Annotated in this window: 25 protein-coding genes; 13 read left to right on the forward strand and 12 right to left on the reverse strand. The window is 32.2% G+C overall.

The annotated features are described in order from the left end of the window. Nucleotides 1-5: 5 nt before the first annotated feature. The 7 genes from MTP08_RS01035 to MTP08_RS01065 form a co-directional block, all read right to left on the reverse strand. Complete coding sequence (locus MTP08_RS01035; protein ID WP_243576695.1) at nt 6-677, reverse strand: hypothetical protein; 672 nt, start codon at nt 675-677, stop codon at nt 6-8. Next, nucleotides 652-1,161 carry an RNA polymerase sigma factor gene (locus MTP08_RS01040; protein WP_243576696.1) on the reverse strand — a complete coding sequence of 170 codons (510 nt, stop codon included), beginning with the start codon at nt 1,159-1,161 and terminating at the stop codon, nt 652-654. Before MTP08_RS01040 ends, MTP08_RS01035 begins: the two co-directional genes overlap by 26 nt. 97 nt (nt 1,162-1,258) lie before the next feature. Next, nucleotides 1,259-2,419: a GlmU family protein gene (locus tag MTP08_RS01045; protein WP_243576697.1), complete on the reverse strand. Its 1,161-nt coding sequence runs from the start codon at nt 2,417-2,419 to the stop codon at nt 1,259-1,261. 245 nt (nt 2,420-2,664) lie between these two features. After that, complete coding sequence (locus MTP08_RS01050; RefSeq protein WP_243576699.1) at nt 2,665-3,420, reverse strand: hypothetical protein; 756 nt, start codon at nt 3,418-3,420, stop codon at nt 2,665-2,667. 3 nt (nt 3,421-3,423) lie between these two features. Continuing rightward, nucleotides 3,424-4,428 carry a hypothetical protein gene (locus tag MTP08_RS01055; protein ID WP_243576700.1) on the reverse strand — a complete coding sequence of 335 codons (1,005 nt, stop codon included), beginning with the start codon at nt 4,426-4,428 and terminating at the stop codon, nt 3,424-3,426. Nucleotides 4,429-4,740: 312 nt separating this feature from the next. Beyond that, on the reverse strand, nt 4,741-5,109 hold the full coding sequence (locus MTP08_RS01060; protein ID WP_243576701.1) for a hypothetical protein: 369 nt from the start codon (nt 5,107-5,109) through the stop codon (nt 4,741-4,743). Nucleotides 5,110-5,160: 51 nt separating this feature from the next. Continuing rightward, nucleotides 5,161-6,774, reverse strand: coding sequence for a cell envelope integrity protein TolA (locus MTP08_RS01065; protein ID WP_243576703.1), 1,614 nt, complete (start codon nt 6,772-6,774; stop codon nt 5,161-5,163). Between the two features lie 148 nt (nt 6,775-6,922). Between MTP08_RS01065 and MTP08_RS01070 the strand changes: the two genes are divergently transcribed. Then, on the forward strand, nt 6,923-7,711 hold the full coding sequence (locus MTP08_RS01070) for a response regulator transcription factor (protein ID WP_243576705.1): 789 nt from the start codon (nt 6,923-6,925) through the stop codon (nt 7,709-7,711). Between the two features lie 57 nt (nt 7,712-7,768). Here the strand turns inward: MTP08_RS01070 and MTP08_RS01075 are convergent, their stop codons facing one another. Beyond that, nucleotides 7,769-8,020, reverse strand: a complete 252-nt coding sequence (locus MTP08_RS01075) for a type B 50S ribosomal protein L31 (protein ID WP_209391185.1) — start codon at nt 8,018-8,020, stop codon at nt 7,769-7,771. 281 nt (nt 8,021-8,301) lie between these two features. Between MTP08_RS01075 and MTP08_RS01080 the strand changes: the two genes are divergently transcribed. From MTP08_RS01080 to MTP08_RS01125, 10 genes are all read left to right on the forward strand, one after another. Further along, entirely contained in the window at nt 8,302-9,708 is a 1,407-nt protein-coding gene (locus MTP08_RS01080) for a hypothetical protein (RefSeq protein ID WP_243576706.1), read from the forward strand. 79 nt (nt 9,709-9,787) lie between these two features. Next, complete coding sequence (locus MTP08_RS01085; RefSeq protein ID WP_243576707.1) at nt 9,788-10,114, forward strand: nucleotide pyrophosphohydrolase; 327 nt, start codon at nt 9,788-9,790, stop codon at nt 10,112-10,114. Beyond that, entirely contained in the window at nt 10,114-11,346 is a 1,233-nt protein-coding gene (locus tag MTP08_RS01090; RefSeq protein WP_243576708.1) for a WG repeat-containing protein, read from the forward strand. The genes MTP08_RS01085 and MTP08_RS01090 overlap by 1 nt, the downstream gene beginning before the upstream one ends. Next, nucleotides 11,343-12,566, forward strand: coding sequence for a 3-phosphoshikimate 1-carboxyvinyltransferase (locus tag MTP08_RS01095; RefSeq protein WP_243576709.1), 1,224 nt, complete (start codon nt 11,343-11,345; stop codon nt 12,564-12,566). The genes MTP08_RS01090 and MTP08_RS01095 overlap by 4 nt, the downstream gene beginning before the upstream one ends. A 72-nt stretch (nt 12,567-12,638) precedes the next feature. Continuing rightward, nucleotides 12,639-13,433, forward strand: coding sequence for an SDR family oxidoreductase (locus tag MTP08_RS01100; protein ID WP_243576710.1), 795 nt, complete (start codon nt 12,639-12,641; stop codon nt 13,431-13,433). Between the two features lie 18 nt (nt 13,434-13,451). Next, on the forward strand, nt 13,452-14,327 hold the full coding sequence (locus tag MTP08_RS01105) for a WG repeat-containing protein (protein ID WP_243576711.1): 876 nt from the start codon (nt 13,452-13,454) through the stop codon (nt 14,325-14,327). Then, nucleotides 14,296-15,948, forward strand: coding sequence for a BamA/TamA family outer membrane protein (locus MTP08_RS01110; protein ID WP_243576712.1), 1,653 nt, complete (start codon nt 14,296-14,298; stop codon nt 15,946-15,948). Before MTP08_RS01105 ends, MTP08_RS01110 begins: the two co-directional genes overlap by 32 nt. A 218-nt stretch (nt 15,949-16,166) precedes the next feature. Further along, on the forward strand, nt 16,167-18,305 hold the full coding sequence (locus tag MTP08_RS01115; RefSeq protein ID WP_243576713.1) for a S9 family peptidase: 2,139 nt from the start codon (nt 16,167-16,169) through the stop codon (nt 18,303-18,305). Nucleotides 18,306-18,497: 192 nt separating this feature from the next. Then, nucleotides 18,498-19,475, forward strand: coding sequence for a T9SS type A sorting domain-containing protein (locus MTP08_RS01120; RefSeq protein WP_243576714.1), 978 nt, complete (start codon nt 18,498-18,500; stop codon nt 19,473-19,475). An 80-nt stretch (nt 19,476-19,555) separates the two neighbouring features. After that, on the forward strand, nt 19,556-20,323 hold the full coding sequence (locus tag MTP08_RS01125; protein WP_243576715.1) for a DUF3575 domain-containing protein: 768 nt from the start codon (nt 19,556-19,558) through the stop codon (nt 20,321-20,323). 43 nt (nt 20,324-20,366) lie between these two features. Here MTP08_RS01125 and MTP08_RS01130 read toward each other — a convergent pair whose 3' ends face one another. The 4 genes from MTP08_RS01130 to truA all read right to left on the reverse strand — a co-directional run bounded on the left by MTP08_RS01130 (nt 20,367) and on the right by truA (nt 23,858). Further along, nucleotides 20,367-20,579, reverse strand: a complete 213-nt coding sequence (locus tag MTP08_RS01130) for a hypothetical protein (RefSeq protein WP_209391245.1) — start codon at nt 20,577-20,579, stop codon at nt 20,367-20,369. A 287-nt stretch (nt 20,580-20,866) separates the two neighbouring features. After that, entirely contained in the window at nt 20,867-22,624 is a 1,758-nt protein-coding gene (locus tag MTP08_RS01135) for an ABC transporter ATP-binding protein (RefSeq protein ID WP_243576716.1), read from the reverse strand. 151 nt (nt 22,625-22,775) lie between these two features. After that, nucleotides 22,776-23,117 carry a hypothetical protein gene (locus MTP08_RS01140; RefSeq protein ID WP_243576717.1) on the reverse strand — a complete coding sequence of 114 codons (342 nt, stop codon included), beginning with the start codon at nt 23,115-23,117 and terminating at the stop codon, nt 22,776-22,778. 9 nt (nt 23,118-23,126) lie between these two features. Then, nucleotides 23,127-23,858: a tRNA pseudouridine(38-40) synthase TruA gene (gene truA, locus MTP08_RS01145; RefSeq protein WP_243576718.1), complete on the reverse strand. Its 732-nt coding sequence runs from the start codon at nt 23,856-23,858 to the stop codon at nt 23,127-23,129. Between the two features lie 178 nt (nt 23,859-24,036). Between truA and lpxK the strand changes: the two genes are divergently transcribed. Next, complete coding sequence (gene lpxK, locus MTP08_RS01150; protein ID WP_243576719.1) at nt 24,037-25,062, forward strand: tetraacyldisaccharide 4'-kinase; 1,026 nt, start codon at nt 24,037-24,039, stop codon at nt 25,060-25,062. 129 nt (nt 25,063-25,191) lie between these two features. Next, a complete protein-coding gene (locus MTP08_RS01155) occupies nt 25,192-25,707 on the forward strand; it encodes a TlpA family protein disulfide reductase (protein WP_243576720.1) in 516 nt (171 codons plus the stop codon). Nucleotides 25,708-25,731: the final 24 nt, after the last annotated feature.

Here is a 25,731-nt window from a genome sequence, read left to right on the forward strand (position 1 = left end):
TAGTTTCAGTATTCGTTAGTAAAACTTTCTTTTTCCTGCGACGATGCCACAGTTTTTTTAAACTCACGACCAATCTTCATTAAGGAATAGGTGGCCACATCTATTGCCTCTTTTTCGCTGGTAATTCGTTTGCCGTTTACAATGACAAAAGAATCCTGATATCCGAGAGAATCGGCTAGATTTTTTTGCGGATTATTGTAAACATATTTAGGTTTTCTTTCTTTTTTAATTCGGCTTCTTTTAGATAAAATCTCATCCAAAACATCGTTCTCGGTGAATGACTTTTCGTTAAATATAGAGTCTTTTTTAGCACCAGAAACAGAATCTACCGTATGAACTGCCACTTGAGATTCATGATTATGATTTTCTGATATGAAATCGTTTTTTTGCTTTAAAATTTCATTTTCCACGAGATTCTGCTTTTCCGAAATTTTATTTTGATTTACAGTAAAAACAAAAATGAACCCCATTATTACCATAATACTTGCAGCCATCCAAAACCATTTCGGGAACGAAGGTTTGTTCTTGGAAATCGGAATAACCGGTGTTTCGTCTGATGATTCTGATTCTGCTTTTTCTGCTTTTTCAAGAAAATCTTCAAAATCCCAATCCATTTTTTCTTCCTTTAAACTTTGGAAGACTTCTTTATATTTATTTTGAAATTGATCGTTGCTCATAGCTCATTAATTGAGTGATTTGTTCTTTTACTTTCTGTCTGGCACGCATTAGATTTACTCTTACTGCGTTTTCTTCCATTTCCATAATTTCGGAAATTTCAGACACTTCGTACTCTTCCACATCTTTAAGATGTATCACCATCTTTTGTTTTTCCGGAAGCTGATTGATAAAACTTAGAATATGATCTTTCAAATTATTCACATCCATACTGTACAGTTCAGACCGATGAATTTGTAAGTCTGCAAAACCTAATTTTACATCATGATGCTTCAACCGGTTAAGACATTCGTTTCTTACTGATTTTAAAACATAAGACTTTAAATTCCCAAACGTTTCCAGCTCATCTTTTTTCTGCCAAAACTTAATCATCAGATCCTGTACAACATCTTCGGCTTCATCACTGCTCATCACAAACCTTTTCGCAAAACGGAACATCTCATCCCTGAGAATAAATACCGTATTCCTGAAAGTTTCCTGAGTCATAATTTTGTTTCTATTAATAAGACAATCTGAAATATGAATTTATTACACAGAAAATAAAAAAACTTCAAAAAAAATTGAAGTTTTCGTTTATTATTGATTAATATTCGTCAAAAATATGTTTCAAAATACCTTTATCTACATCTGTTAAAGGCATTTTTCTTCTTGCCATTACTTTTTCGGCAACTTCGTAGGCTTTGTCTAGTTTGAACTTTTCATCACCTTTAAAACCTCCCCAAGAAAAATTTTCAATAAGATTGGGTGGAAATCCTTCTTTGAAAATATTGGAAGCTACACCAATCACAGTTCCAGTATTTAATTGAGTATTAATGGCTGTTTTAGAATGATCTCCCATAATTAAACCTGCAAACTGCAAACCTGTATCCTGAAAATCTTTGGTTCTGTAATTCCACAATTTTACATTTCCGTAGTTATTTTTAAGATTGGAAGAATTGGTGTCGGCTCCAAGATTGCACCATTCTCCAATCACAGAATTCCCTACAAAACCGTCGTGTCCTTTATTGGAATATCCAAAAATGATAATATTACTCACTTCACCACCAACTTTAGAATGTGGACCCACTGTTGTTGCACCGTAAATTTTAGCTCCTAAATTAAATTTAGAACCTTCGCAAAGCGCAATCGGGCCTCGCAGATTACAACCTTCCATCACTTCGGCATTTTTCCCGAGGTATATTTTTCCTGTTTTTGTATTGATGGTAGAAAATTCAACTTCGGCACCTTCTTCGATGAATAAATCTTCTTTATTTCCTAAAAAACCATTGGTAGAAGATAATTCTTGTGAAGTTTTTCCTTTCGTTAATAATTCAAAATCAAAATCAATAGCTTCTTTATTATAAGTAAATAAGTCGGTTGGCTTTTTAAAGAAAACGAGTTCTTCCTTAATATCCGTCATTTTTTCAATCTGATTTAAAGAAAAACCTTCCATATTGATTTTTGCAGCGACCAATTCATCTTCATAAACTAAAGCTTCACCTTGTTTCAAATCTTTAATTTGTTGAATAACGGTTTCTGTCGGTAAAAAATTAGGAACCAAAAACAAACTTTCCTTTTTTTCCGGCTCTCTGAATTTCTGCTGAAGATACATTTCGGTAAACCACGAAATTTTGGTAGATTCTAAAAGTTTCTGCCATCTTTCGGAGAAAGTGAGAATTCCGCATCGCATTTCTGCAATGGGACGGGTAAAAGTAAGCGGAAGAAAATCTTCCCAATATTGTGCATCGGAGAATACGAGTTGCATGTGGGTTTCGGGTTTAAAGTTTTATGTTCAATGTTTCGAGTCTTCGATAAGCTCAGACTGACATCGGTTTGAGAACAAAAATACGAATCATTGTGGGAAGTTGTGCTATGTGAATTTTAAATCTGAGTAAAGTGCAGAAAAGTCTTCCCGACCAACACGTACATTTCTTCATAGTATATTTAAGTCCAATTTCTGACAACTTTATTATATGTTAATATAAAATGTTATCTATTACAATTACTGAATTAATCTTGTAACTCAAATGTTATACGAGTACCTTTATTATATTCTTTTGTTATAATCTTTGGCAATTCAATTTTATTCTCAAAATCTTCAACATCACAATTTATCAACAAAACAATATTTTTTAATGAATTTATAAGCCTTCTTTTAGCTTCTAAATCATTTACAGGATAGAAAAAAGATGTAGTAAGATAATTATCTTTTTTTTCTAAAATATACCCTTTATCATCTATTATCACTCTTTCAGATCCATGTGGAAGATTGATATGTATAAAGTCTATATCTTCTTGTCCATCCTCATTAAAATCATATAAGTCTATTGACCTCCCGCCTTTTATCATTTTTAAAAGTATTCTTGGATTAATTTCTTTTAAAATCATATTACCATTAATGTTTTCTTTTGTAGAAATTATATAAGAAATACTCTTATCATGCAAATTAATTATTACAGATTCATCCACAGGTTCTAAAGTTACAATATGCCTCTCATCATTTCTTCTCCACGCATATTTTTTAGCAAATACACTTTTTTGTATTGTATTAATAACTTTTACCTGTTCATTACAAGCATCATAAAGAGTAATTTTCCCTTCTTTTAGTAATTTTAAAATACTATCAAAATCATCAGGTACTGTAATCTTAGACTTCACTATTGAAGATTTAGTTTTTAATTTTATTTTATTTTGATTTTTTTGAGCTATAATAGAACCATCTAAAAGGACGACTAACAATAAAGAAATAACAAACTGTAACTTCATAAATTATTTTTTTGTAAATAAATTAAAAGGAATACCAAGTGTAATTTTAACCATAAAATTATCTAACGCTTTTGTCTTATAAGGTTCATTTTCAACGCCCGCAAGTATTCTGAAAGTAGCCTTATTAACATCCTCCTGATTATTGATTCTAAAAACCAAACCTGCTAATAAAGAATATCTATTTCTGTAGTCTGTTGCTTCCAAATTCTGCAAAGCAAAAGTATGTGATGTAAACCCTGAAAATCCAAAACTCTTAACAATAAAAAAAGTTGCCTGAAGACCTGTTTGCGATGTCCAGAATGCTCTTTTTAGCATATCATATTTTCCTATTTGCGTCCCGGAAGTATCAAAAACATAAGTTTCATTATTGTTATTTACCAAATAAGGTTTTTCACTATTAATATTAGCATCAAGAAAATTCCCCATTATTATTTTTGTGAAAGCTTGAAAATTAAATAAATATTGATTCTTCTGTCTGTTGAAATTATAGGAAAAGTCCAATGATAATTTTGGGAAATTGGTAATCTTATCCCCTACAAGTAGATTTAATGAATCCAAACTGACATTTTGGTTTGTAATATTTGCAGTTGCTTTTAACCAATGCAATTTACTACCTTGTAAAATATCATTTTTTTTATCAAATTCAATCATTTCTTTTTCCATATATTTTGCTGCGTCTTTCTTCACAACATCTACATATTTAATTTTCTCCTCTATACTGCTGATATCTTTTTCAATCTGTTCATTTTTTTTATCTCTCTCGGATATATCAGTGATACTATTATTATTCTTTTTTTGTTGCTTTAAATCTTCTAGCTTTTTTTCGTAACGACCATAATCCTTTGATAAATCATTAAATTTTGTTATAATTTTTTCTTTGTATTTTTCTCTTTCTATATAGAGTTTACTACATTCTTTTGTATTAAAGAATTGTGTTTCTTTTCCAATAACTCTATTCAATGTAAATGATGCTCCAACATCATTTTTCCAAGACTGTTTGGAATACAAAAGACCTGTATTAGCCGCAGCTGTCTGAACAGTGATATTTAAAAACCATTTTTCTCTATAGTTAAAATTTGCCCCAATACTTATTTTAGTGTCATTAGTTCCATTTGTAAAAGCTAAAGCATTATTGTTGGTAGCTTCATCTGAAGAATTGAATACAACTGCTCTTTTAATAATTCTTAGATTGCTATCCAATACAGAGTCATGAACAGCCTGATTATTATTACAATCATAGTCAAGGTTATCATAAGCGTCAATTAACTCATACTTTGTTATTTCATTTCTATCATATTTTTCATTCTTTACGACATCATCTTAAAAAAATCCTCCGTTAGGATAATAATAAAGTTTTTTATCACTATTGCCTTTAATCACAAATACTTTTGCCTTTAGTATATCATTAATTATCGGTCTCCCGTTTTTAGAATAAATTGTTTCATAAACAAGAGTATCCTCAGATACGACATTCTTATCAATATCAGAAAGCAGTAATTTAGTATTACTTTTAATTAACTCTTCAAGTTCAATACTGTTTTTATTTTTATTTAAATTAATAATAAAACCAGCAATTGTTTTAGATTCTTGCAAATCGGGAAATTTATCTGGTTTTATTTCAGATATTTTCTTCTGTCCCCATACCACTCCTGCCCAAAAAAGCAGTAGTAATATTAGTTTTGTATTCATAATTTTTAATTTTTCAATGGTTTACTTTAGTATATCATTTGAGTTCCAACATTACTTAATAGCATATCCTTCCTTTTTTTCTATAATCTTCATTGTTAAATCTGTTTTAATCATATCAACTTGAACAATGTATAATTTATGATCATATCCAGTAAATGTACCTTTTGGCTCAATGTAAGATTCTATTGCTTCTATCGCTTTTGACTTATTATCATAAAAGATTCTTTTCATCTTTGTATGCTCACTTTCTCCATATGCTTTAACAATTACTTGTCTAAAAAATTCTGGTTGAGATTTATAAATATAAAATCTAATTTCATCTTGACCTTCATCCAATATATAATAATTATTTCTTAAACCTAATATTGCATTCCCAAATATATCTAAAACCTCATACATATCAGTATTAACTATCCTAGCACTTAAAAAATAAGTGCCATTTATTTTATAAACGTCTACGTATTTATTTTTAGGAATAATTCCCAACTCAATATTATCATACTTTATAATAGAATTATCAGATTCATAAAAGATTTCAACTTTAGAAAAATCTATCTCTTTTAGTTTCGTAACATCTTTAAATCTATTCTCTATTTTTCTCCGTAATTCTTTTTCTTCAGCCAAACGATTTAATTCTTTAGTTTTATTCTCCGCTTCTATCCTTTCTTTTTCTCTTTTCTGCTCTGCAATTCTTTTATTTTCAGCTTCTTTCGTCTTCCGTTCCTGTTCTGCTTTGACTGCTTTCACCATTTCAACTCTTTTGTCTTCCTTGGTTTTTGCATCTTTTTCCTTTTTGTCTTCCTGACGACAAAGCGGACATGTATAACTTGCGGATGTCACACCCGATAATTTACATTCTCCGTCTTTATAGGTATGCGAACTGGGATCTTGTGGTTCTGCCGATTTTTTATTCTTATCCTCCTCCGCTTCTTCTTCGATTTTTTTTCGTGTCAATACAATACCTTCTTCAGCTTTTTGCTTGTCTTTGACATTAATATAGCTTGCATCATAATACTTTGACAATGCATGATCGTAATTTTGGGCTGAGAAAAGATTTCTCGCTTCCAATAACAACTTATTGTATTTATCCAGATTTTCTTTCTCACCATTCTTTTCCTTTTCCTTTTCGAGATATTTTTCTATCGCAAGATGAACTTCACTGGCATCAAACGAAATACTTGTCGGAATAAATTCTATATGGGTTTCTTTTGAAAAAGAAGTGGGCAATTTATTTGTAATTTCAATATTGTTCCCGCCAACACTTCCCGACTGATCCAAATATCCTCCAATGAAAACTTCAACATTTCTTTTTTTTTCCGACTCCGACAGACCGCCGTTAGAAATCTTCAAAACTCCCGAAACTTTCGTGATTTCGATATTATTAATTTCAGGTATTTGGGAAGACGAATATTTTTTTCCTTTATAAGTATAGATTCTTGAATAATTTTTTAATTCCGTAAATTTTAATCCCATCCGCAAAGAGCCTACATGGTCATAAATTCTATAACGGCCCGAGAAACTTTCGGATTCCAATCCATTCATACCGGTAGAAGTATTACGGTAAATAATGGTTGGAAAATCTTTACTAAAATCAATTTTTGTCTGTGCATTTGTTTTGTTGTATGAAAAACACAGCAACAACAGTAATAATGTAAAGCTTTTCATGATTCAAATTTTTATGATTAATACGCTACCTTAATAAATTATTTACGATTAATATTCATCAAAATTATTTTTTATTCATTTATCACAAAATCCCTCGAAAAAGGTATTTTTAACATAATTTTTGTTAATTTTATAGAAAACTAAAATCATGAAAGATAAATTTCAGACAGGTGCTATAAAAGCACATCAGCTTACTGAGGTATGGAATGATTATCCGGAAATCCTTCAAAATAAAAAAATTAAACTTCCTGTTCCCAAGATTGAAGATTTTATCGGAGGGATGTTTGCTCCGGGAGAATTTTATTACTACACCATCAACTTTCACGACAGCAGTATAAATGGTGTGCATCAAAATATTTTAAAAATACATAGTTTAGATAGGATTCCGCATAATCTAAAAGATATTATAGACCTTATTCATCCGGAAGATTTAGAGTTTGTAATGAAAGCCGAGAGAATGTCTATTGAGAAAATGTGTGAAATAGGATGGGAAAATCAAAAAGAATTAAAATCTAGCTACTGTTTTAGAATGGATACAGGAAATGGCAATTATGAAATGTTTCACCATCAAGCGATTCATACTTACAGAGACGAAAAAGGAAATTTACTTCAGGCAATTAACATTCATTCTAATGTTCAACATCTTATTAAAGAAAATCCGTACACCGTTATAATTTCAGGGATAGGCAGCCGAAGTGATTTTCACCAAATGTATTATGATAAAAAAGGAAAAATAAAAATAGATTTTTCTCTTACTAAACGAGAAATACAGATACTTTCTTCTCTAGTAGAAGGTTTGTCGGCAAAAGAAATTGCAGAAAAACAGAATATCTCTTACCATACAGTAACTACTCATCGCAAAAATATTCTCAGAAAAATGAATTGTAATAAAGTTTCAGAATTGGTTAAGAGAGCAATAGAATATGGTATCGTTTAAAGCAAAAAAAGTCTTCCGAATTTCGAAAGACTTTTAAAATATGGTAAAATCAAAAAATTACTTAGCGAATTTTTTGTATTTGTTCATGAATTTATCTACTCTACCTGCAGTATCAACTAATTTAGTTTTTCCTGTGTAGAAAGGGTGAGAAGTAGAAGAGATTTCCATTTTAATTAATGGATACTCAGTTCCTTCAAACTCGATAGTATCTTTTGTATCTGCTGTAGACTTGCAAAGAAACATTTCGTCGTTACTCATATCTTTGAAAACAACAAGTCTATAATTTTCTGGGTGAATTCCGTTTTTCATGTGTAAACTTTTATAATTTTAAAAAAATTAAACTTTGCTTTCGAAATAGTAATGGATATTTCTCTGCTAAATTTTAGGTTGCAAAAATACAAATATTTTTATTATTTGCAAATAGTATGTAGGGAAATTTTTAATAACAACAATATTGAAGTATTTTCGTTAAATTTGAAACGTATATAAATTAATTTCCGAAGACTTTTATACGCTTGAATTTAGATTTTTCAATTTTGTTGATGAATTTTAGAGCATAAAAGAATTTATAAAAGAAATAATAATTGGCTATGAAACTTAAATCATTACTGTTTTTCTCTTCTTTAATTTTGCTGTTCACGATTTCCTGCAATCAGGATGATATCAGTTTTGATTCTCCTTCTAGAGAGTTAAGATTTTCCAGAGATACGGTTTTCTGCGATACCGTTTATCATCAGATAAGATCCGAAACGTATGCCGTAAAAGTTTTTAATAATGAAGATAAAGATGTAATGATTCCCAGAATTCATTTAGAAAAAGGAGCATCTTCTTTATACAGAATTAATGTAGACGGAAAACCTGGCTACGATTTTCAAAATGTACCTTTAAGAAAAAAAGACAGTCTTTATATTTTTGTGGAAATTGCTCCGCAGGCTTCCGGACCCGAAGCAATCGCGGAAGACAGAGTTTTATTTACAACAGGAGCAGCACAGCAACATGTAACTTTGTTTTCAGTAGTTCAGGATGCCGAATTTTTCATTCAAACTCCTACCAATCCCAATGTAATAAGCAATCATACTACTTGGACAAATAATAAAGCCAAAATCATTTATGGAAATCTTACCATAAATCCTAATGTAAGCTTAGATATAGAAGAAGGTACAAAAGTTTATTTCCACAAAAACAGCGGAATGAAGGTTTCAGCCGGAGCATATCTTAATATTAATGGTACTTTAAATAAAGAGGTTGTATTACGCGGAGATCGAAATGATACTTATTACGACACTATTCCAAGAAACTGGAATTCTATTAAAATGGCAGAAGGTTCTACACTAAACATGAATCATGCAAGATTATTTGGTGGAAAAAGAGGTTTAGATATGAAACAGGTAACTGCCAATATCAGTAATTCATTCATTCATACTTTTCAGGAATATGGGATTTATGCAATTCGTTCCAATATTAATGCCTCAAATTTGGTAATGAATAACTGTGGAGAGTCTTGCGTTGGAATTTATAAAGGTGGAATGTATGATTTTACACATTCTACGATTGTAAATTATTCTCAAATAATGAATCAGTTCCCAAGAAATGCATTATTTGTAACCAATGAATATAAAAATGAAAGCGGACAGACAGAATTGGGTTCACTTCATCTGAATCTTAAAAACAGTATTTTTTATTCGGACAGAGATAATTCGGTAACATTTGAACCGGTTCCTGGGCAGTTATTTAATTTTACCATTCAGAACAGTTTATTGAAATATTCCGGTATTAGTGCTGCAGGTTTTAATTTTGATAGCAGTATGGATGTAATTCAAAGTTATAAAAATCAGGATCCTAAGTTTATAAATTATTTTACAGCTAAAATGAATTTACGAGTAAAAGCAGATTCTCCGGCAAGAAATAAAGGAGATTTGGCTGTAGCTAATTCTGTCCCTACAGATATTGTAGGAGTCTCCAGAACTTCTAATCCGACATTGGGTGCATATCAGTAAAACAGTTAATTTTTATAATTTCTTAAGAGCTATTTTTTACGGTTTTTTTTGAAAATGTTTCAGCAATATTTTTTTTAATATGGAAATAAAAAATCTCCAACATCAAGTGGATGAATGGATAAAAACCATTGGCGTCCGTTACTTTAATGAACTCACCAATATGGCGATGTTAACTGAGGAAGTGGGCGAAGTGGCGAGAATTATTGCAAGAAGATATGGTGAACAAAGCGAAAAAGAAAGCGATAAAACTAAAGATTTAGGAGAAGAATTGGCAGATGTGCTTTTTGTAACCTTATGTTTAGCCAACCAAACCGGAGTTGATCTGCAGGATGCATTCGATAAAAAGATGAAAATTAAAACAGACCGCGATAAAGACAGGCATCAAAACAATGAAAAATTAAAATAATGAAGAAATCTCTCTATTTGCTTATTCTATCCATAATTTCCTTATCGCTCTCGGCGCAGGATTCGCAGGTTTATGTTCCGTTCAGAATAGGCGATAAATTTGGTATTTCAGACGAAAACGGCAAAATGATTATTCCGGCTAATTATGATGAAATTTCAGTAGGATATAATAATGATTTTACCGTCAGAAAAGATAATAAAGCTTCTTATATTCTGAACAACAAAATTATTATAAAAGACGGCGATTATACTTATTTTGATAATCAGGAAGATTTTGTAATTGGCGTTCTTGTAAAAAACAGCAAGGATTTTATGTATTCTAATGGAAGTCCGGATTATCTCTCAGAAAATTTATACAACAAAAGCGGAGAACCTCTTTTAGGAAAAAGTTATAACAACATTATTGTAATAGATGGCAGAAAAAACGAAAAGCCTGCACTTACAGGAACAGCGTTACTTTTGCTATACTCCACGCAAAACCGGTACTCTTTACATTTGTTTGATAAAAAACAAAAAAAAATCATTAAGACTTTTTTTGAAAACTCTTATGAAGTAGATACTAATTACGATAAATTTCCCAAATCGTTTTCAATTATTTACCAGGATCTAAACCGATCTGAAAAAAATCTTACCCTAAATTTTAATAACGGAAAAATAGAATCTGAAAAGAGAGAACCTATAAAAGTTGTAAAAGATTATTATTCTGACCGTTCCTTGGGTAGTCCCACTTATTCTATGCCACCACCCGCAATGGAAGGGATAGAAATGCCGCCTGCGGGCAAACCGTCTATTCCTGAGAATGCTTTGGAAAAGATTGGGTATGCAGATTCTTTTTACCGATATATAGAGCCCGATAGAAGTGAAAAATTAACCATATCATACAAAGATGCCACCTTTGATTATGGATATTTGAAGAAAGAAAACGGGAAAATAGGTTATTTTCTTGTGAGAGATAACAAATGGCTTGTTCCTCCAAAATATGACGAAATTTTTTCAGCGGATGGGCATGCCATTTACGAATCTGGTTTTGTAGTGAGAACAGGAGATAATTATCAGTTTTTTGTTGCGAGCAATAAAAATCTGGAGTTTATTACTTCAGAATTTAAGGATTTTCCTTTATTTTTCAGAAGAGATTATGGGAGAAAAGGTTTTCATCTGTTTAAACTTTATGACAAAGACAAGAATTTTATAGGTTACGCAAATAAAGACGGCAAAATTTATTACAAGAAATGATCATCACAAAATCTAAATTAATTTCAGGAAGAAACATACAAATAAGCGGTTCGAAAAGCATTTCGAATCGTTTGTTGATTTTAGAAAAATTGTTTAAAAATATAGAAATTGGTAATCTGTCTAATTCTCAGGATACTCAATTGTTACAAAAGGCTTTGTCTGAAAACAGCGAAGTGGTCGATATTCATCATGCAGGAACGGCAATGCGTTTTCTTACCTCCTATTATTCTATTCAGGAAGGAAAAACCACCATTCTTACCGGATCAAAAAGAATGAAAGAAAGACCCATTAAGAATTTGGTAACGGCTTTGCAAAATCTTGGTGTTGAAATAGAATATTTAGAAAATGAAGGCTTTCCGCCATTGAAAATTATAGGAAGGTCTATTACAGAGACAACAGTGGATGTTCCGGCAAATATTTCAAGCCAGTTTATTACCTCTTTACTGTTAATTGCAGGAAAATTAGAGAAAGGTTTAGAAATAAATCTTATTGGTAAAGTTACTTCTAGGTCTTATATTGAAATGACGCTCAGTATTTTAACTTATTTCGGAATTGAAAATACTTTTGAAGGAAATTCGATTAAAGTAGAACCATTTATCAACCATCCATCATCCATCATCAATTATGAAGTAGAAAGCGACTGGAGTTCTGTGTCGTATTTTTACTCATTTGCGGCGATTGGAAGAGAAACCATTCATTTGAAAAGTTTTTACAAAAATTCTACTCAGGGAGATGCTGCAATTGCGAGAATTTATGAAGATTTCTTTGGAATAAAAACGATTTTCAATGAAGATGAACATCAACTTACTCTTCAGCCCATAGAAAACTTTAAGTTTCCTGAAAAGATTATTTTGGATATGAATAATTGCCCCGACATTGCTCAGACGCTTTGTGTAACGGCGGTTGCCTTAAAAATTCCATTTGAAATTTCAGGTTTGGGAACGTTAAGAGTGAAGGAAACAGACCGACTTTCAGCTTTAAATATAGAATTGAAAAAACTGGGTTGCGAAACCGAAATTACGCAATCATCCATCAAATCAGTTCATTTTACAGAGCCGGAAGAAAATATTTCTATTAAAACATATCAGGATCACAGAATGGCAATGAGTTTTGCACCTTTTTGTCTGATCAAAGAATTGAATATTGAAGACGAAAATGTGGTAGAAAAATCTTATCCGATGTTTTGGGAAGATTTGGATAAAATCCTTGTCAAGGAATGATATATTTTGTCTGATATCCGTTACCTATTAAATCGCTATTTTTATAAACTTAAAAAATAGACTAAAAATAAAATGTCAAAAACCATTATTATTACAGGAACTTCTTCCGGAATTGGTTTCGTGTTAGCAGAATATTTCGGGAAGAAAGGTCATAAAGTATACGGTTTAAGCCGAAAACTAACTGAAAGTAAGTATTTCAAGTCTATCCCAACGGATGTTACCGATAATGAAGCGGTACAAAATGCGATTGTAGAAGTTTTAAAAACAGAAACAAAAATTGATGTGCTCATCAATAATGCTGGAATGGGTATGGTAGGTTCCGTAGAAGATTCTTCCAAAGAAGATATTCTAAAATTATTCAATCTGAATCTTGTGGGTGCGGTGCAAATGATGAGTGCTGTAATGCCGAAAATGCGTGAAAATAAATTTGGACAGATTATCAACGTTTCCAGCATCGGAAGTGAGATGGGGCTGCCTTTCCGTGGGTTTTATTCTGCTTCCAAATCTGCTTTGGATAAAGTGACGGAAGCGATGAGATACGAAGTTTACCCTTGGAATATTGAGGTTTGTTCGCTTCATTTGGGAGATATTAAAACCAACATTGCAGAAAACAGAGTTCGTACAAAAGTTTCAGAACCGTACAAAAATGTTTTTGATAATGTGTATGCTTTGATGAATTCTCATGTTGGGGACGGAACAGAACCTTTGGAAGTTGCCGAATATGTTGAAGGTCTTTTAAACAAAAAGAAATGGAAAGCACATTATTATTTTGGGAAATTCGGGCAAAAAATTGGCGTTCCTTTGAAGTGGATTCTTCCGCAGGGAACATACGAGAATTTAATGAAGAAATACAATAAACTTGATTAAATCCGGTTAAATAATGGTATGATGCAAGTAGCTAAATATTTGTTTTTATTGCTTCCTGTTCTGTTTTGTGCTCAGAATGGCAAACTTATTCCGGTGAAAGTTGGTAGTAAATGGGGATTTATGGATGCTAAAAACACATTAATAATCCCAGCAAAATATGATAGAGCAAATTCTTTTGCGGAGTATGAACGGTATGATAAAACAGAGCGAAAAATAAAAAAAATAACTCTGGCAAAAGTTTTCGAAGACAGGAAAATGAAATGTATCCTTACAGACAATACCGAATTACCGTGCGACAATCTTTCGAGAGCCAGTGAAAATTCATCTTCGGATATTTTAGTAGAATCTGAAAGTAAAATTCGTCAGGCAGAAATGATGCAAAGAGAAAAGGATGAAAAAATAATTGATGATTTCAAAAAACAGAATATTGGTAAGTTTGATGATGTTAAAATAGCAGCTAAAAATCCATTATTGTTCAGAATTGCAAAAAATAAGAAATACGGAATTACTGATGAAAAAGGAACAGTTATTATTCCTGCAGATTTCGAAATAATAGAAACTAAAAGCTTCAGCAATTCCCAAGGGAAGCACGAGGTGTATTTTATAGGAAAATCTTTAGATCCCAAAACCTCCAATTTGTATTTTTCTGATCGCGGAAAGAAATTGGCGGAAAATTTCATGCCTTATTTTCCCGTTCATCCATCTGGAAATTTAATTAAAATACAAGACAGTAAAGGCAAATACAGAATTTACAACTTTCAGCAAAAAAAATACATTAATAAAAATTACTACGACAAATTAGATTCTTCCTACGATAATGGTTTACTATTAGCACAGCGAAACGGATCAGAATTCTATATTGATGAAACAGGAAAAGAATATGTTTATCGCTAAATTTTTACCTATAAAAATCTTTTCATTTTGCATGGTAGTAATGCTTTGCTGCTGTACTTTTTTCAAGGCACAGAAAAAGCAGTATTTTCTTATAGATACCGAAACCAAAGTAAAAAAGAAAGTGAAAGATTCTCTTTCTGCGGCAAAGTTTCTGGATTCCCTGGCTCAAAGCAATTATTTTTTCACAGAGCTGAAAGATGTAAAATTAAAAGGCGACAGTACATTGATTTATTATGATAAAGGGAAAAATTTTAACGAATCGTATGTTTCACTCTCAGATTCTATTGTTCATCAATTAAAGCTTGAAAAAGAGTTTTTTACTAAAAATTTAGATTCAGTAAAACAGAATATCAGTAAAAAATATATAGATGATGGTTTTGCATTCAGCAGAATTAAATCTAAATTCAAAGGACAGAAAAAGGGTTATCCTGTTGTAGAACTCGAAATTAATAAAAATAATAAACGTACTATAGATGGCTTTGTGGTAAAAGGGTACACTAAAATACCGAAACGTTTTATAAAAAATCTGGATAAAGACTTTAAAGGAAAAACCTACGACGAAAAAAACCTTATTGCCATTAATAAAAACTTCTTAAGTCATCCTTTTATCAGTTTAGAAAGGCAGCCCCAGACTCTCTTTACAAAAGATTCTACACAGATTTATCTGTTTATGGAAAAGAAGAAAACCAACAGTTTTGATGGTGTTATCGGTTTTGGAAACGATAAAAAAGACAAATTCACTTTAAACGGTACTCTTAATGTGAATTTTAAAAATATGTTCAACGGTTTCGAAACACTAAACTTATATTGGCAGAGAAACCCGGATAAAGGTCAGACTTTCGATTTACAGAGTGATATTCCTTATCTTTTCAGTTCAAATGTTGGTTTGAATATGAAGGTGAATATTTTCCGACAAGATTCTACATTTGCCAATGTAAAGGCTTTGCCTGCTTTTTATTATCATATCAACAACCGTCAGAGAATTGGCTTTAGAGGTACATTCGAATCTTCAACGATTATCGATAGTCTGTATACCCAAGGTAAAGACTACAACAAAAAAGGGATTGGGATTTTCTTCGATATGACCGAACCTTCGGATATAGATTTGTTTTTATATAAATCTAAACTGAATGTAGGATACGATTTTCTGGCAACAAAATATACGTTGGAAAATATAGATTCTAAACAAAATCAGTTCTATTTTTTTGGAGAATATAACTATAACATCAAGGGCAATCATTTCCTCAACATAAAAGGCGAAGGTGCAATGATGGATTCAAAAATAGATTTTTCTGCCAATGAGCTATACCGCTTCGGAGGATGGAATTCGTTACGCGGTTTTAATGAAAACTCACTTGCCGCAGATTTCTTTTATTACGCTGGACTGGAATACCGATATCTCATAGGAAATCAGGCATTTTTTGACGTGTTTGGACAGTACGGTCAGCTTAACAACAAATCCCTAAATGTAAAACCCAAATTGTACAGCGTAGGTCTTGGTTTTAACTTTTTTATTCCTATAGGATTAATGAGTTTTCAGCTTTCTAATGGGAACGAATTCGGTAATCCATTCAAATTTAATGATATAAAAATTCACTGGGGAATATTAAGTCGCTTCTGATTTTCAGATCTTTTTAGGGAGCTTTTTCCGGCTATTCACTTATACTCCTCGTTCGTTCGGCTCCGCTACGCTTCGCCGCCTCACTGCGGGGTAACCGCTTCTATCCGGGCTATGAAAGATGGAAGTTTAAAGGAAGACCGCAATTTATGATTAGCGATTTTTTTTGCAGTCATCAACTCGCATTAATTTCTTATTTTTGACGGATTCAAGATTAAACAATGAAATTACATCAATTTTCTTTATTCATGGTACTTCTCGGAGGAACAGCTTTTGCTCAGACTCAGAAATTTACCATGGCAGAAGCAGTGAACGGATTAAGGACGAACTTAGCAGTAAAAAGTATCTCGCAGTTCAGTTGGTCAGACGACAGCAAATCTTATATTCAGGGAGTAAAAGGAGGTTATCTCATTACCGACCTAAAAAACAATAAGCAGGATACCCTTATTTCACTTTATCAGGTAAACAAAAACTTTCCCGATAAAAAACTGAAAGCTCTGCCTCCTGTAAAATTTACCAATAAGGCTAATGGTTATTTTACCTTAAACAATACGATGTATTGGGTAGAAAAATCTGGAAACGAATGGAAAATCAAGAAAAATTATTCTCTAGATGCAGACGCCGCGAATGTTAAAACTTTAGCCGATAATCAAACTATTGTTTACACGGTAAAAAATAATCTTTATTTAAACAAAAACGGTAAAATTACATCCATTACCAACGATTCCAATGAAAATATAATTAGCGGACAGGCAGTTCACAGAAACGAATTTGGAATTAATGAAGGTATTTTTGCATCTCCAAATTCAGAAAACATTGCATTTTACCGCATGGATCAAACAATGGTTGCAGATTATCCTGTGATAGATTGGTCGGTAACTCCTGCCGTAAATCATAATATTAAATATCCTATGGCGGGTAAAACTTCGCACGAAGTCAGTTTAGGAGTTTATAATATTAAAAATCAAAATACTGCCTTTCTTAAAATTGATGGGGAAAAAGACCAGTATCTTACAGCAATTACCTGGAGCCCAGATTCCAAATATATTTTTGTAGGGGTTCTCAACAGAGGACAAAATCATATGAAAATGAATCAGTATGATGCATCTACAGGAAATTTTGTACGCACATTGTTTGAAGAAACTAATGATAAGTATGTAGAACCACAGCATCCACTTTTATTTTTCCCCAATTCTAATACCGATTTTATTTGGCAAAGCCAGAGAACTGGCTACAACCATTTGTTTCATTACAATTTAGAAAAAGGTTTGGTATCTCAGATAACCAAAGGAGATTGGCTGGTTACCGACATCTTAGGCTTTAATGAAAAGAAAAAAGATATATACTATGTTTCTACTCAGGAAACTCCTTTAGAAAGACATATTTACAGAGTTAACTGGAATACATTTAAAACGCAGAGATTAGACAGTGCAGAAGGAATGCATTCTGCTGTTTTAAGTAGCGATGGAAATTATGTGTTCGATATGTACAGTAATGCCAATAGTCCACGAACAGCAAACATCATTAATACTGCAACATTAAAATCTACAAATATTTTAACTTCCGAAAACCCGCTGAAGAATTATCAACGTCCGGAAATTAAAAATGTTACTTTAAAAGCAGACGACGGAACATTATTATATGGGAAAATTATTCTTCCTACTGATTTTGATCCTAATAAAAAATATCCAACCATTGTTTATCTGTATAACGGTCCTCATCTTCAGTTGGTAACCAATACTTTTCCGGCATCAGGCAATCTTTGGTACGAATATATGGCTCAGAATGGATACGTTATATTTACGATGGATGGGAGAGGCTCATCTAATCGTGGTTTGAAGTTTGAACAGGCGGTATTCAGAAATTTAGGAACAACTGAAATGAATGACCAAATGAAAGGAGTACAATATCTGAAATCACTTCCTTATGTGGATTCCGAAAGAATGGGAATTCACGGATGGAGTTTTGGTGGATTTATGACGACAAGCTTCATGCTCCGCCATCCGGAAGTTTTTAAAGTGGGAGTTGCAGGCGGTCCTGTAATCGATTGGAATATGTATGAAATAATGTATACCGAAAGATATATGGATACTCCGCAGGAAAATCCACAAGGATATAAAACTGCCAATCTTTTGGATAAAGTACAGAATTTGAAAGGGAAATTACTGATGATTCATGGAGCACAGGATGACGTTGTAGTTTGGCAGCATTCTATAAAATTCTTGAAATCTGCGGTAGATAACGGTGTTCAGATGGATTATTTTGTATATCCGGGACATCAGCACAATGTTGTAGGGAAAGACAGAGTTCATTTAATGCAGAAAGTAACAGATTACTTCGATTTGTATCTTAAAAAATAAGTTGAAATCCGGCACAATTTTGTGTCGGATTATTTTTTTAAATGATAATATGATTTTCGTCCAAAATATTAATATTAAGAATTATGAAAATAGATTATCTTTAACTGAAATTTCAAATAAGATTGATAATAAAATATTTAGTGTAAATTATTTGAACTCAATTACTTTATTAACAACGTAAAAAAAATAATTATGAAAAAAGCTTTACTTTTTATCTTTTCTGCCGGGTTATTTTCGGCGCAGACCACTATTACAAAAACATTCAATGATCCCGTTATTGGGGATGTTGTTAATAATGTTCTGGTTAATGGGGCGGTAAACAATTCTTCAACAGGTAATAATGTTATTTTTAATAATTCATCTCTTACGGCAGGTTCTCCCACAGTAGTCAATTATGTAGCTCCGACAACAAGCGAAATTTCGACATTTCCAGGTACGACCATAAAAATGACAGGAAACGGAAATACAGCATTGTATAAGTCGAGCACTTCCAAACTAGAAATAACTGGCTTGGTTACATCGGATGTAACCCTTAATTTTAGTACCAATAACGGAACTTTTATTGTTTATCCAATGTCTTTCGGGCAGACAGAAAATGATATAGTTGGCGGAACTTTCACTTCTGTATCGGCTGGAGTATCCGGAACTTTTACGGGAACTATTGTTATTACAGCAGATGCAGCGGGAACTCTTTTAATTGGATCTAAAACGTACAATAATGTTCTCAGAATAAAATCTGTACAGAATTTAAATCTTTTCGTTTTTGCATTTCCTGTGGGATCGGCAAACAATACTTCTTACGCCTATTACGACAGTCTTCATAAATTTCCTTTGCTTTCCACTACAAACGCAACAATTACTGCTCAGGGAAATCCGCAGACTACTGATGTTGCTCAGGCTTTAAATGAAACTTTTTTATCGGTTTCGGATGTAGCTAAAAAGGATAATATTCAGATTTATCCCAATCCTGCAAAAAATTTCATCAGCGTAAAAGGTGATGTAGAAAAAGGAAGTATTGTAAATGTATACAGTCTTGATGGGAAATTGGTAAAAAGTCTCCCATATACGTCTGAAAATATTGATGTTTCTGATCTTCCTGTTTCTTCTTATTTTATTGAAATCAATAAATCAAAATCAAGCAACTGGAAAAGTAAATTGATTAAGCAATAGTTTTCATCAAAATAAGATATTCAAAATCAATAAGAATTGATTTTCAAAATTTGCACCATAATTTAATTGAAACTATTACCATGAAAAAACTATTATTTTTTATTTCTGTATTATTGATGTCCGAAATTTCGGCACAAGACGTTGTAGGAAATACCACGCAAAATTCTGTACCTGAAGACAAGATGAATATCATTAAAACCAATGTTACGGCTTTTGCTTTCAGGAATATCAATCTATCTTACGAAAGGTCTATCAATCGTTGGTTTGCCATAAATGTTGGATTTGGAACTGTTTTGGAAGGTCCCGTTCCTTTTATGAATGCTTTTTTGAGTAAAGAGGACGAAAAAGATTTTCAGAATATCAGAGTAAAAGCCTCTAATTTTACTATTGAACCTCGTTTTTATATCGGAGAAGGATATGGAAAAGGATTTTATTTTGCACCGTATTATCGTTATTCCAAAGTTTCATCCAATACATTCGATTTTATGTATGATTACAATGCTTTAGGAACAACTTATGAAATTCCACTAAAAGGAAAAGGAGATGCTAATGGAAACAGTGGGGGACTCATGGTAGGAGCACAGTTTTTTCTAAACAAACAGCATAATTTAGTGTTAGATTTCTGGATTGCTGGAGCTCATTACGGATCTGGAACAGGGGATTTTACTTTAAGAAGTGATGTTTTGCTCACTCCGGAAATGCAGGCTCAGTTGAAAAAAGAAATAGAGAATCTGGATATTCCTTTTGTTAAATATACGGTAGAAACCAATTCTAATGGTGCAAACATTAATGTAAATGGACCTTGGGCGGGTCTTCGAAGTGGATTTTCTCTGGGATATAGATTCTAAAAATAAAAAAAGCGGTAAATGAAAATTTTACCGCTTTTTTATGCTAACTGTAACATTCTCTGAATCTTGAAATGAGATTGTCGAGTGTATGTCTTTGTACATAAACCGTTTTTACGTCTTCATATCGGGGAGATTTGTAAAATACTTCATGGAAGTCCATACTTCCGTTTCCTACTTTTACAATTTTTTTCACTTCGATATTTAATTTTTTTAGTTCTTCTTTGAAAACTGAAAATTCGTCTTGGATACTATTCATCTTATTATTTTTGGTTTTAGTTAATAAATTTGGTTTTTTATTGTAATGATCCCTTTAAAAAAAGTTAATTTTTTAAATTTTAATTAAAATTACATTTTTTTTTGGATTAATTGCAGGGTATTGGAAAGAATTTATATAAATGCAAAAGTTATACCTAACTACATTGATATTAACTAAATGTTAATTTAAAATGAAATTAATATTAATTATGTCCTTTGATTCTATACTTACCAATATAAAAAAGTTCAAATCTTAGATTTGAACTTTTAGGAGATTTTTTATAATCTTTATTTCGATTGATCTTCGTCTTCCTCTATTTCATGCTTTAGTTGGGCTTTGTATAGAGTAGAGTAATATCCGTTCTTATCGAGAAGTTCGATGTGTTTACCTTCTTCTACAATTTTTCCGTGCTCCATCACTATAATCTTGTCTGCTTTTTCAATAGTGGAAAGTCTGTGGGCAATAATAATAGAAGTCCTGTTTTTTGTAATTTTTTCGGTAGCTCTTTGTATTAATTTTTCACTTTCGTGGTCGATAGATGAGGTTGCTTCATCCAGAATTAAAATTTTAGGATCAGAAAGGTAGGCTCTGAGGAAGGATAATAACTGTCTTTGTCCCAATGAGATGGATGAACCTCGTTCACTCACAACGTAATCATATCCACCGGGAAGATGCTCTATAAACTGATCCACTTCAATTTCTCTGGCTGCTGCCTTTATTTTGTCTAAAGTAATTTCGTCGTCTCCAAAGGCGAGATTTTCGTAAATACTTCCATGGAAAAGAAAAACATCCTGTAAAACAACACCGATATGGCTTCGGAGATTGTACAGTTCGTAATTTTTCAGATTAACATCATCAATGAAAATTTCTCCGGAATTAATGTCGTACAACCTTGTAATTAAACTGATGATAGTAGATTTTCCGGCTCCGGTTGCTCCTACAATAGCAACGGTTTCTCCGGGATTTACTTTAAAATCAATCCCTTTTAAAACTTCCTGTTTTTCATCATAAGAAAAATGAACGTCTTTAAATTCTATCTTTCCTGCAAAATGATCTTTTTGTACGGTTCCTGTATTAGGCATCGCATAATCTTCATCCATAATTCCTAAAACTCTTTCTGCTCCCACAATACCGCGCTGAATATTATTGAAACGGTCTGCAATCTGTCTCAACGGGCGAATCAGCATCGAAATAAACTGAATAAAAGCAATAACAACACCTGCACTAATTGTGATATAACCGCCGTAAAAAAGTACAAAACCTATAAACAGTGAAGAAATAAGCTCTACAACAGGAAAGAACAATGAAAAAATAAATACAGTTCTTAAAAGTGCTTCTTTCAGAGTAATGTTTATTTCATCAAACTTTTTAAATTCTGCTGCCTGTCTGTTGAAAACCTGAATAATAGGCATTCCCGCCAAACGTTCCTGTACAAATGAGTTTTGAGTGGCAGTCCAAGATCTTTCGTCTCCAAATGCTTTTTTCAGTCTTTTCTGGAAAAATCTCGTAATAACTACCATTAATGGTAAAATTGCCAGTGAAATGTAACTAAGATGTACATCTACCTGAAACATCATAAATAATACGAATACGATTCTTAAAACATCTCCAAAAACCATTAGAAAACCATCTGTGTACACAGTAGCAATGGTTTCTACATCTCCAACTGCTCTTGTAACCAGCTGCCCAATAGGCGTTTTGTCGAAAAATGCAGTTCTAAAGTAAATAAGTTTGTGATATAGTCTCTCGCGTATATCTCGGATAACATTCTGAGAAATGTAGTTGGAGAAGTAAACCAAAAAGAAATTCAGAACAGTTTCTGCAAAAACCAATCCTACGAGCATATAAATATGCTTCATCATTAAGGCTTTGTCTTTCAGTTTGGTAATATCATTATCTACAATCTGCATTGTAAGATAAGGTCGGTATGTAGATACTATAGAAAGTATTACAGATATTATAAGGGTGACAATAAACCACGACCGGAATTTCATCCCGATAGAAAAAAGTCGTTTTATGATTGCCCAGGTGTCTTGTTTTTTCATTGTACGATACTTCGCAGGTAATTATTTACAAAAAAATCTCTGCAAAAATACAGCTTTATAAATTGAATGGCGGAAGAACTAAATAGAAAATGACAGATGATGATTATTGATTTTCTGAACTTATATCCAAATGAATTATCCAAATTTAAGATTAATTGTTTTTTCCGATATTCTCAATTTCGGCTTCTTTACGAATTTCGGCTTCTTTTTTCCACTTCTTTTCCAGAAAAATGCGGAGTCGCCAAACGACAATTAAAGAAACAATACAGCTTAAAATATTTACAATAGAAAATGGCCAGAATTCCATTTCCTGAGAAAAATGATTCAGATCTAGGATTAATCCTGCCATTCCATACATCAACCAAAATAAAAATTGAACAGCAAGACAAACTCCCATTCCCAGCAAGCCATATTTCCAATGAATTTTCCCGTACCGAACGGCCAAAGTCTGATAATATCTGAAAACGCCAATGGCAATAATAATTGAAATCATTTTATATATTTAAAATTTATAACCAACATCCACCAGAAAAAGTCCATGAGCAGGAGCCGAAGTTCCTGCGGAATTACGGTTTTTATTTTCTATTACTTTTCTTAAATCTTCAGGCTTTATTTTTCCTGATCCCACTTCTACCATAGTTCCTACAATGGCACGCACCATATTTCTTAAAAATCGGTTGGCAGAAATGGTGAATTTCAGCTCTGTGCCGTTCTGTTCCCATTTTGCGATGTAAATTTCACAGAAATTGGTCTTGTTATCGGTATGAAGCTTGGCAAAACTTGTAAAATCTTCATATTCAAATAAAATGCTGCAGGCTTCATTCATTTTGTTAATATCTAAATCTCTTCTCCAATGTTGCCATGCAGAATCTCTGGTGAAAGGATTTTTATCTAAAGAGATATAATATTCATAGGTTCTGAAGGTAGCATCAAAACGGGCATGAAAATCATTTCTTACTTCGAATATCCTTTTCACAGAAATATCATCAGGTAAAAAACTGTTGAGTTGATGCGTAAGTTTTTCAGGTAAAACCAAATGGGTGTCGAAATGGGCAAACATTTTCTTTGCATGAACTCCAGTGTCTGTTCGGCCTGCTCCTGTGGTTTTAATTTCTTCTCTTAAGATGGTAGAAAGTGCCCTTTCTAATTCTTCCTGAACCGAAATGTCTTTTGGCTGAATCTGATAACCAAAATAATTTTTGCCATTGTAAGAAAATTCTATGAAATATCTCAAAGCTGATTTTTATTAAATTGAATATGTTTTTTCGTAAAAAAATAAAATAATTTCTGTTGAAGGAAATCTTTTCTGCAAAAATACTTTAATTAATACTATTTATTATTATAATTAATTTCTAAAAAACCGGCTTAAAATTTCGTAAGATAGTTTTTAAAATTCTTATTTTTGCCAAAGTATGAAAAGATGGTATCTCTATCCTTTTTCTTTAGGTTTTCAAATGGTTACGGGCTTCCGTAATACAATGTATGATCTTGGAATTTTTAAATCTACAAAGTTTAAAACCCCAATAATTAATGTGGGGAATCTTTCTGTGGGCGGAAGCGGAAAATCTCCGATGGTAATGTATTTGGCAAAATTTCTGTCTAAAAATTATAGAACAGGTGTGCTTTCTCGCGGATACGGGAGGTTAACCAAAGGGTATGATGTAACCAACTACGACAGCAATTATAAAACTGTTGGTGACGAAGCTATGCAGCTTTTCGAGCGTTTTAAAAACAGATTTGTAATTGCCGTTTCGGAGCAGCGTGTTCCGGGAGCTAAAAAGGTGATTAGTGATATGGATTTGGATGTGCTTATTCTGGATGATGCAATGCAGCACAGAGCCATAAAACCAGGTTTCAATATTTTGATGACCGATTTTAATGATCCTTATTTTAAAGATTTTATTCTTCCTGCAGGAGATTTGCGGGAATCCAGATCTGGAGCCAGAAGAGCAGATGTTATCATGGTGAGTAAATGCCCGGATGAACTTACAGAAGAGAAAAAGCAGTATTATATTTCCAGAATAAAACCTGCAAGTCATCAGAAAGTTTTTTTCTCATCCATAGGCTACGACGAAAACGTATATTCCAAAGATAAAATGTTGCCGGATAATAATCTGAATTATTACGACATTCTTCTTATTACAGGAATTGCCAATCCGAAACCTCTTCTGAATCATCTTTCTAAATTTTCGCAACGTGTAAAGCATTTGAAATTCAGAGATCATCATAATTTTTCGGAAGCTGATATTAAAAATATCATTGCAGAATATAAGAAACTCGGAGAATACAAACTTATTCTCACTACAGAAAAAGATTATGTGCGGCTTAAAACATTCGATTATCTAAGAGATTTGGTGTATTACTGGCCTATTAATGTGATTATTGATAAAAAAGAGGAATTCAATCAGTTGATTATCAATTATGTAAATAAAAAATAAAAAAATCTGCAATCTCTTTGCAGATTTTTTTTGGATAGTTCTTGTCAGAATTATTTATAAAATAGATTCAATCATTTTTTTCTGAAAATTAAAACAACATCATTAGATTTGTATAAAAATGAGATAGAGATGAAGAAGATCATGATTTTTGCATGGTTAAGTATGTGTACTTTAAACTTTGCACAGGATATTCCTAAACAAAATAAGACTCAGTTTTCTAAAGAAGCTTTAACACAGAAACTAGAAGATGAGAACGGAAATAAAATAAGCGTGCAGCAGATTTTGGATCAGCATAAAGGAAAAATTCTGGTTATCGACTTTTGGGCAGGATGGTGTAGAGACTGTCTTCAGGCTTTACCTAAAGCAGAGGAGCTCGAAAAAAATAATCCTACTATAGATTTTGTTTTTTTTTCATTAGAAAGATCTAAAGAGAAATTCGACAGCAGTCTTGAGAGATTCAACATGAAAGAAAAAGAAAATTATTGGTTTTCTGAAGGCTGGAAAAATAATTTCAATAATTATATTGATTTGAACTGGATTCCACGCTATATGGTAATAGACCAACAGTCTAAAATAGCCAAATACTATGCGATAAATCCTCAGGATCCGGAAATTCAAAAAACTATAGACAGACTTTTAAAATAAATTAGTTAAGTATTTTAGGTTAAA

This window comes from Chryseobacterium oryzae, from assembly GCF_022811665.1.
GTDB lineage: Bacteria > Bacteroidota > Bacteroidia > Flavobacteriales > Weeksellaceae > Chryseobacterium > Chryseobacterium oryzae.

Excerpts from the sequence above, each read along its gene's own strand:
- lpxK (WP_243576719.1), top strand. The coding sequence starts at position 24,037 with ATGAAAAGATGGTATCTCTATCCTTTTTCTTTAGGTTTTCAAATGGTT.
- MTP08_RS01045 (WP_243576697.1), bottom strand. The coding sequence starts at position 2,419 with ATGCAACTCGTATTCTCCGATGCACAATATTGGGAAGATTTTCTTCCG.
- MTP08_RS01140 (WP_243576717.1), bottom strand. The coding sequence starts at position 23,117 with ATGATTTCAATTATTATTGCCATTGGCGTTTTCAGATATTATCAGACT.
- MTP08_RS01070 (WP_243576705.1), top strand. The coding sequence starts at position 6,923 with ATGAAAGATAAATTTCAGACAGGTGCTATAAAAGCACATCAGCTTACT.
- MTP08_RS01105 (WP_243576711.1), top strand. The coding sequence starts at position 13,452 with ATGATGCAAGTAGCTAAATATTTGTTTTTATTGCTTCCTGTTCTGTTT.
- MTP08_RS01120 (WP_243576714.1), top strand. The coding sequence starts at position 18,498 with ATGAAAAAAGCTTTACTTTTTATCTTTTCTGCCGGGTTATTTTCGGCG.
- MTP08_RS01060 (WP_243576701.1), bottom strand. The coding sequence starts at position 5,109 with ATGAATACAAAACTAATATTACTACTGCTTTTTTGGGCAGGAGTGGTA.
- MTP08_RS01075 (WP_209391185.1), bottom strand. The coding sequence starts at position 8,020 with ATGAAAAACGGAATTCACCCAGAAAATTATAGACTTGTTGTTTTCAAA.
- MTP08_RS01040 (WP_243576696.1), bottom strand. The coding sequence starts at position 1,161 with ATGACTCAGGAAACTTTCAGGAATACGGTATTTATTCTCAGGGATGAG.
- MTP08_RS01115 (WP_243576713.1), top strand. The coding sequence starts at position 16,167 with ATGAAATTACATCAATTTTCTTTATTCATGGTACTTCTCGGAGGAACA.
- MTP08_RS01090 (WP_243576708.1), top strand. The coding sequence starts at position 10,114 with ATGAAGAAATCTCTCTATTTGCTTATTCTATCCATAATTTCCTTATCG.
- MTP08_RS01135 (WP_243576716.1), bottom strand. The coding sequence starts at position 22,624 with ATGAAAAAACAAGACACCTGGGCAATCATAAAACGACTTTTTTCTATC.
- MTP08_RS01095 (WP_243576709.1), top strand. The coding sequence starts at position 11,343 with ATGATCATCACAAAATCTAAATTAATTTCAGGAAGAAACATACAAATA.
- MTP08_RS01035 (WP_243576695.1), bottom strand. The coding sequence starts at position 677 with ATGAGCAACGATCAATTTCAAAATAAATATAAAGAAGTCTTCCAAAGT.
- MTP08_RS01050 (WP_243576699.1), bottom strand. The coding sequence starts at position 3,420 with ATGAAGTTACAGTTTGTTATTTCTTTATTGTTAGTCGTCCTTTTAGAT.
- MTP08_RS01125 (WP_243576715.1), top strand. The coding sequence starts at position 19,556 with ATGAAAAAACTATTATTTTTTATTTCTGTATTATTGATGTCCGAAATT.
- MTP08_RS01100 (WP_243576710.1), top strand. The coding sequence starts at position 12,639 with ATGTCAAAAACCATTATTATTACAGGAACTTCTTCCGGAATTGGTTTC.
- MTP08_RS01110 (WP_243576712.1), top strand. The coding sequence starts at position 14,296 with ATGAAACAGGAAAAGAATATGTTTATCGCTAAATTTTTACCTATAAAA.
- MTP08_RS01080 (WP_243576706.1), top strand. The coding sequence starts at position 8,302 with ATGAAACTTAAATCATTACTGTTTTTCTCTTCTTTAATTTTGCTGTTC.
- MTP08_RS01065 (WP_243576703.1), bottom strand. The coding sequence starts at position 6,774 with ATGAAAAGCTTTACATTATTACTGTTGTTGCTGTGTTTTTCATACAAC.
- MTP08_RS01155 (WP_243576720.1), top strand. The coding sequence starts at position 25,192 with ATGAAGAAGATCATGATTTTTGCATGGTTAAGTATGTGTACTTTAAAC.
- MTP08_RS01085 (WP_243576707.1), top strand. The coding sequence starts at position 9,788 with ATGGAAATAAAAAATCTCCAACATCAAGTGGATGAATGGATAAAAACC.
- MTP08_RS01130 (WP_209391245.1), bottom strand. The coding sequence starts at position 20,579 with ATGAATAGTATCCAAGACGAATTTTCAGTTTTCAAAGAAGAACTAAAA.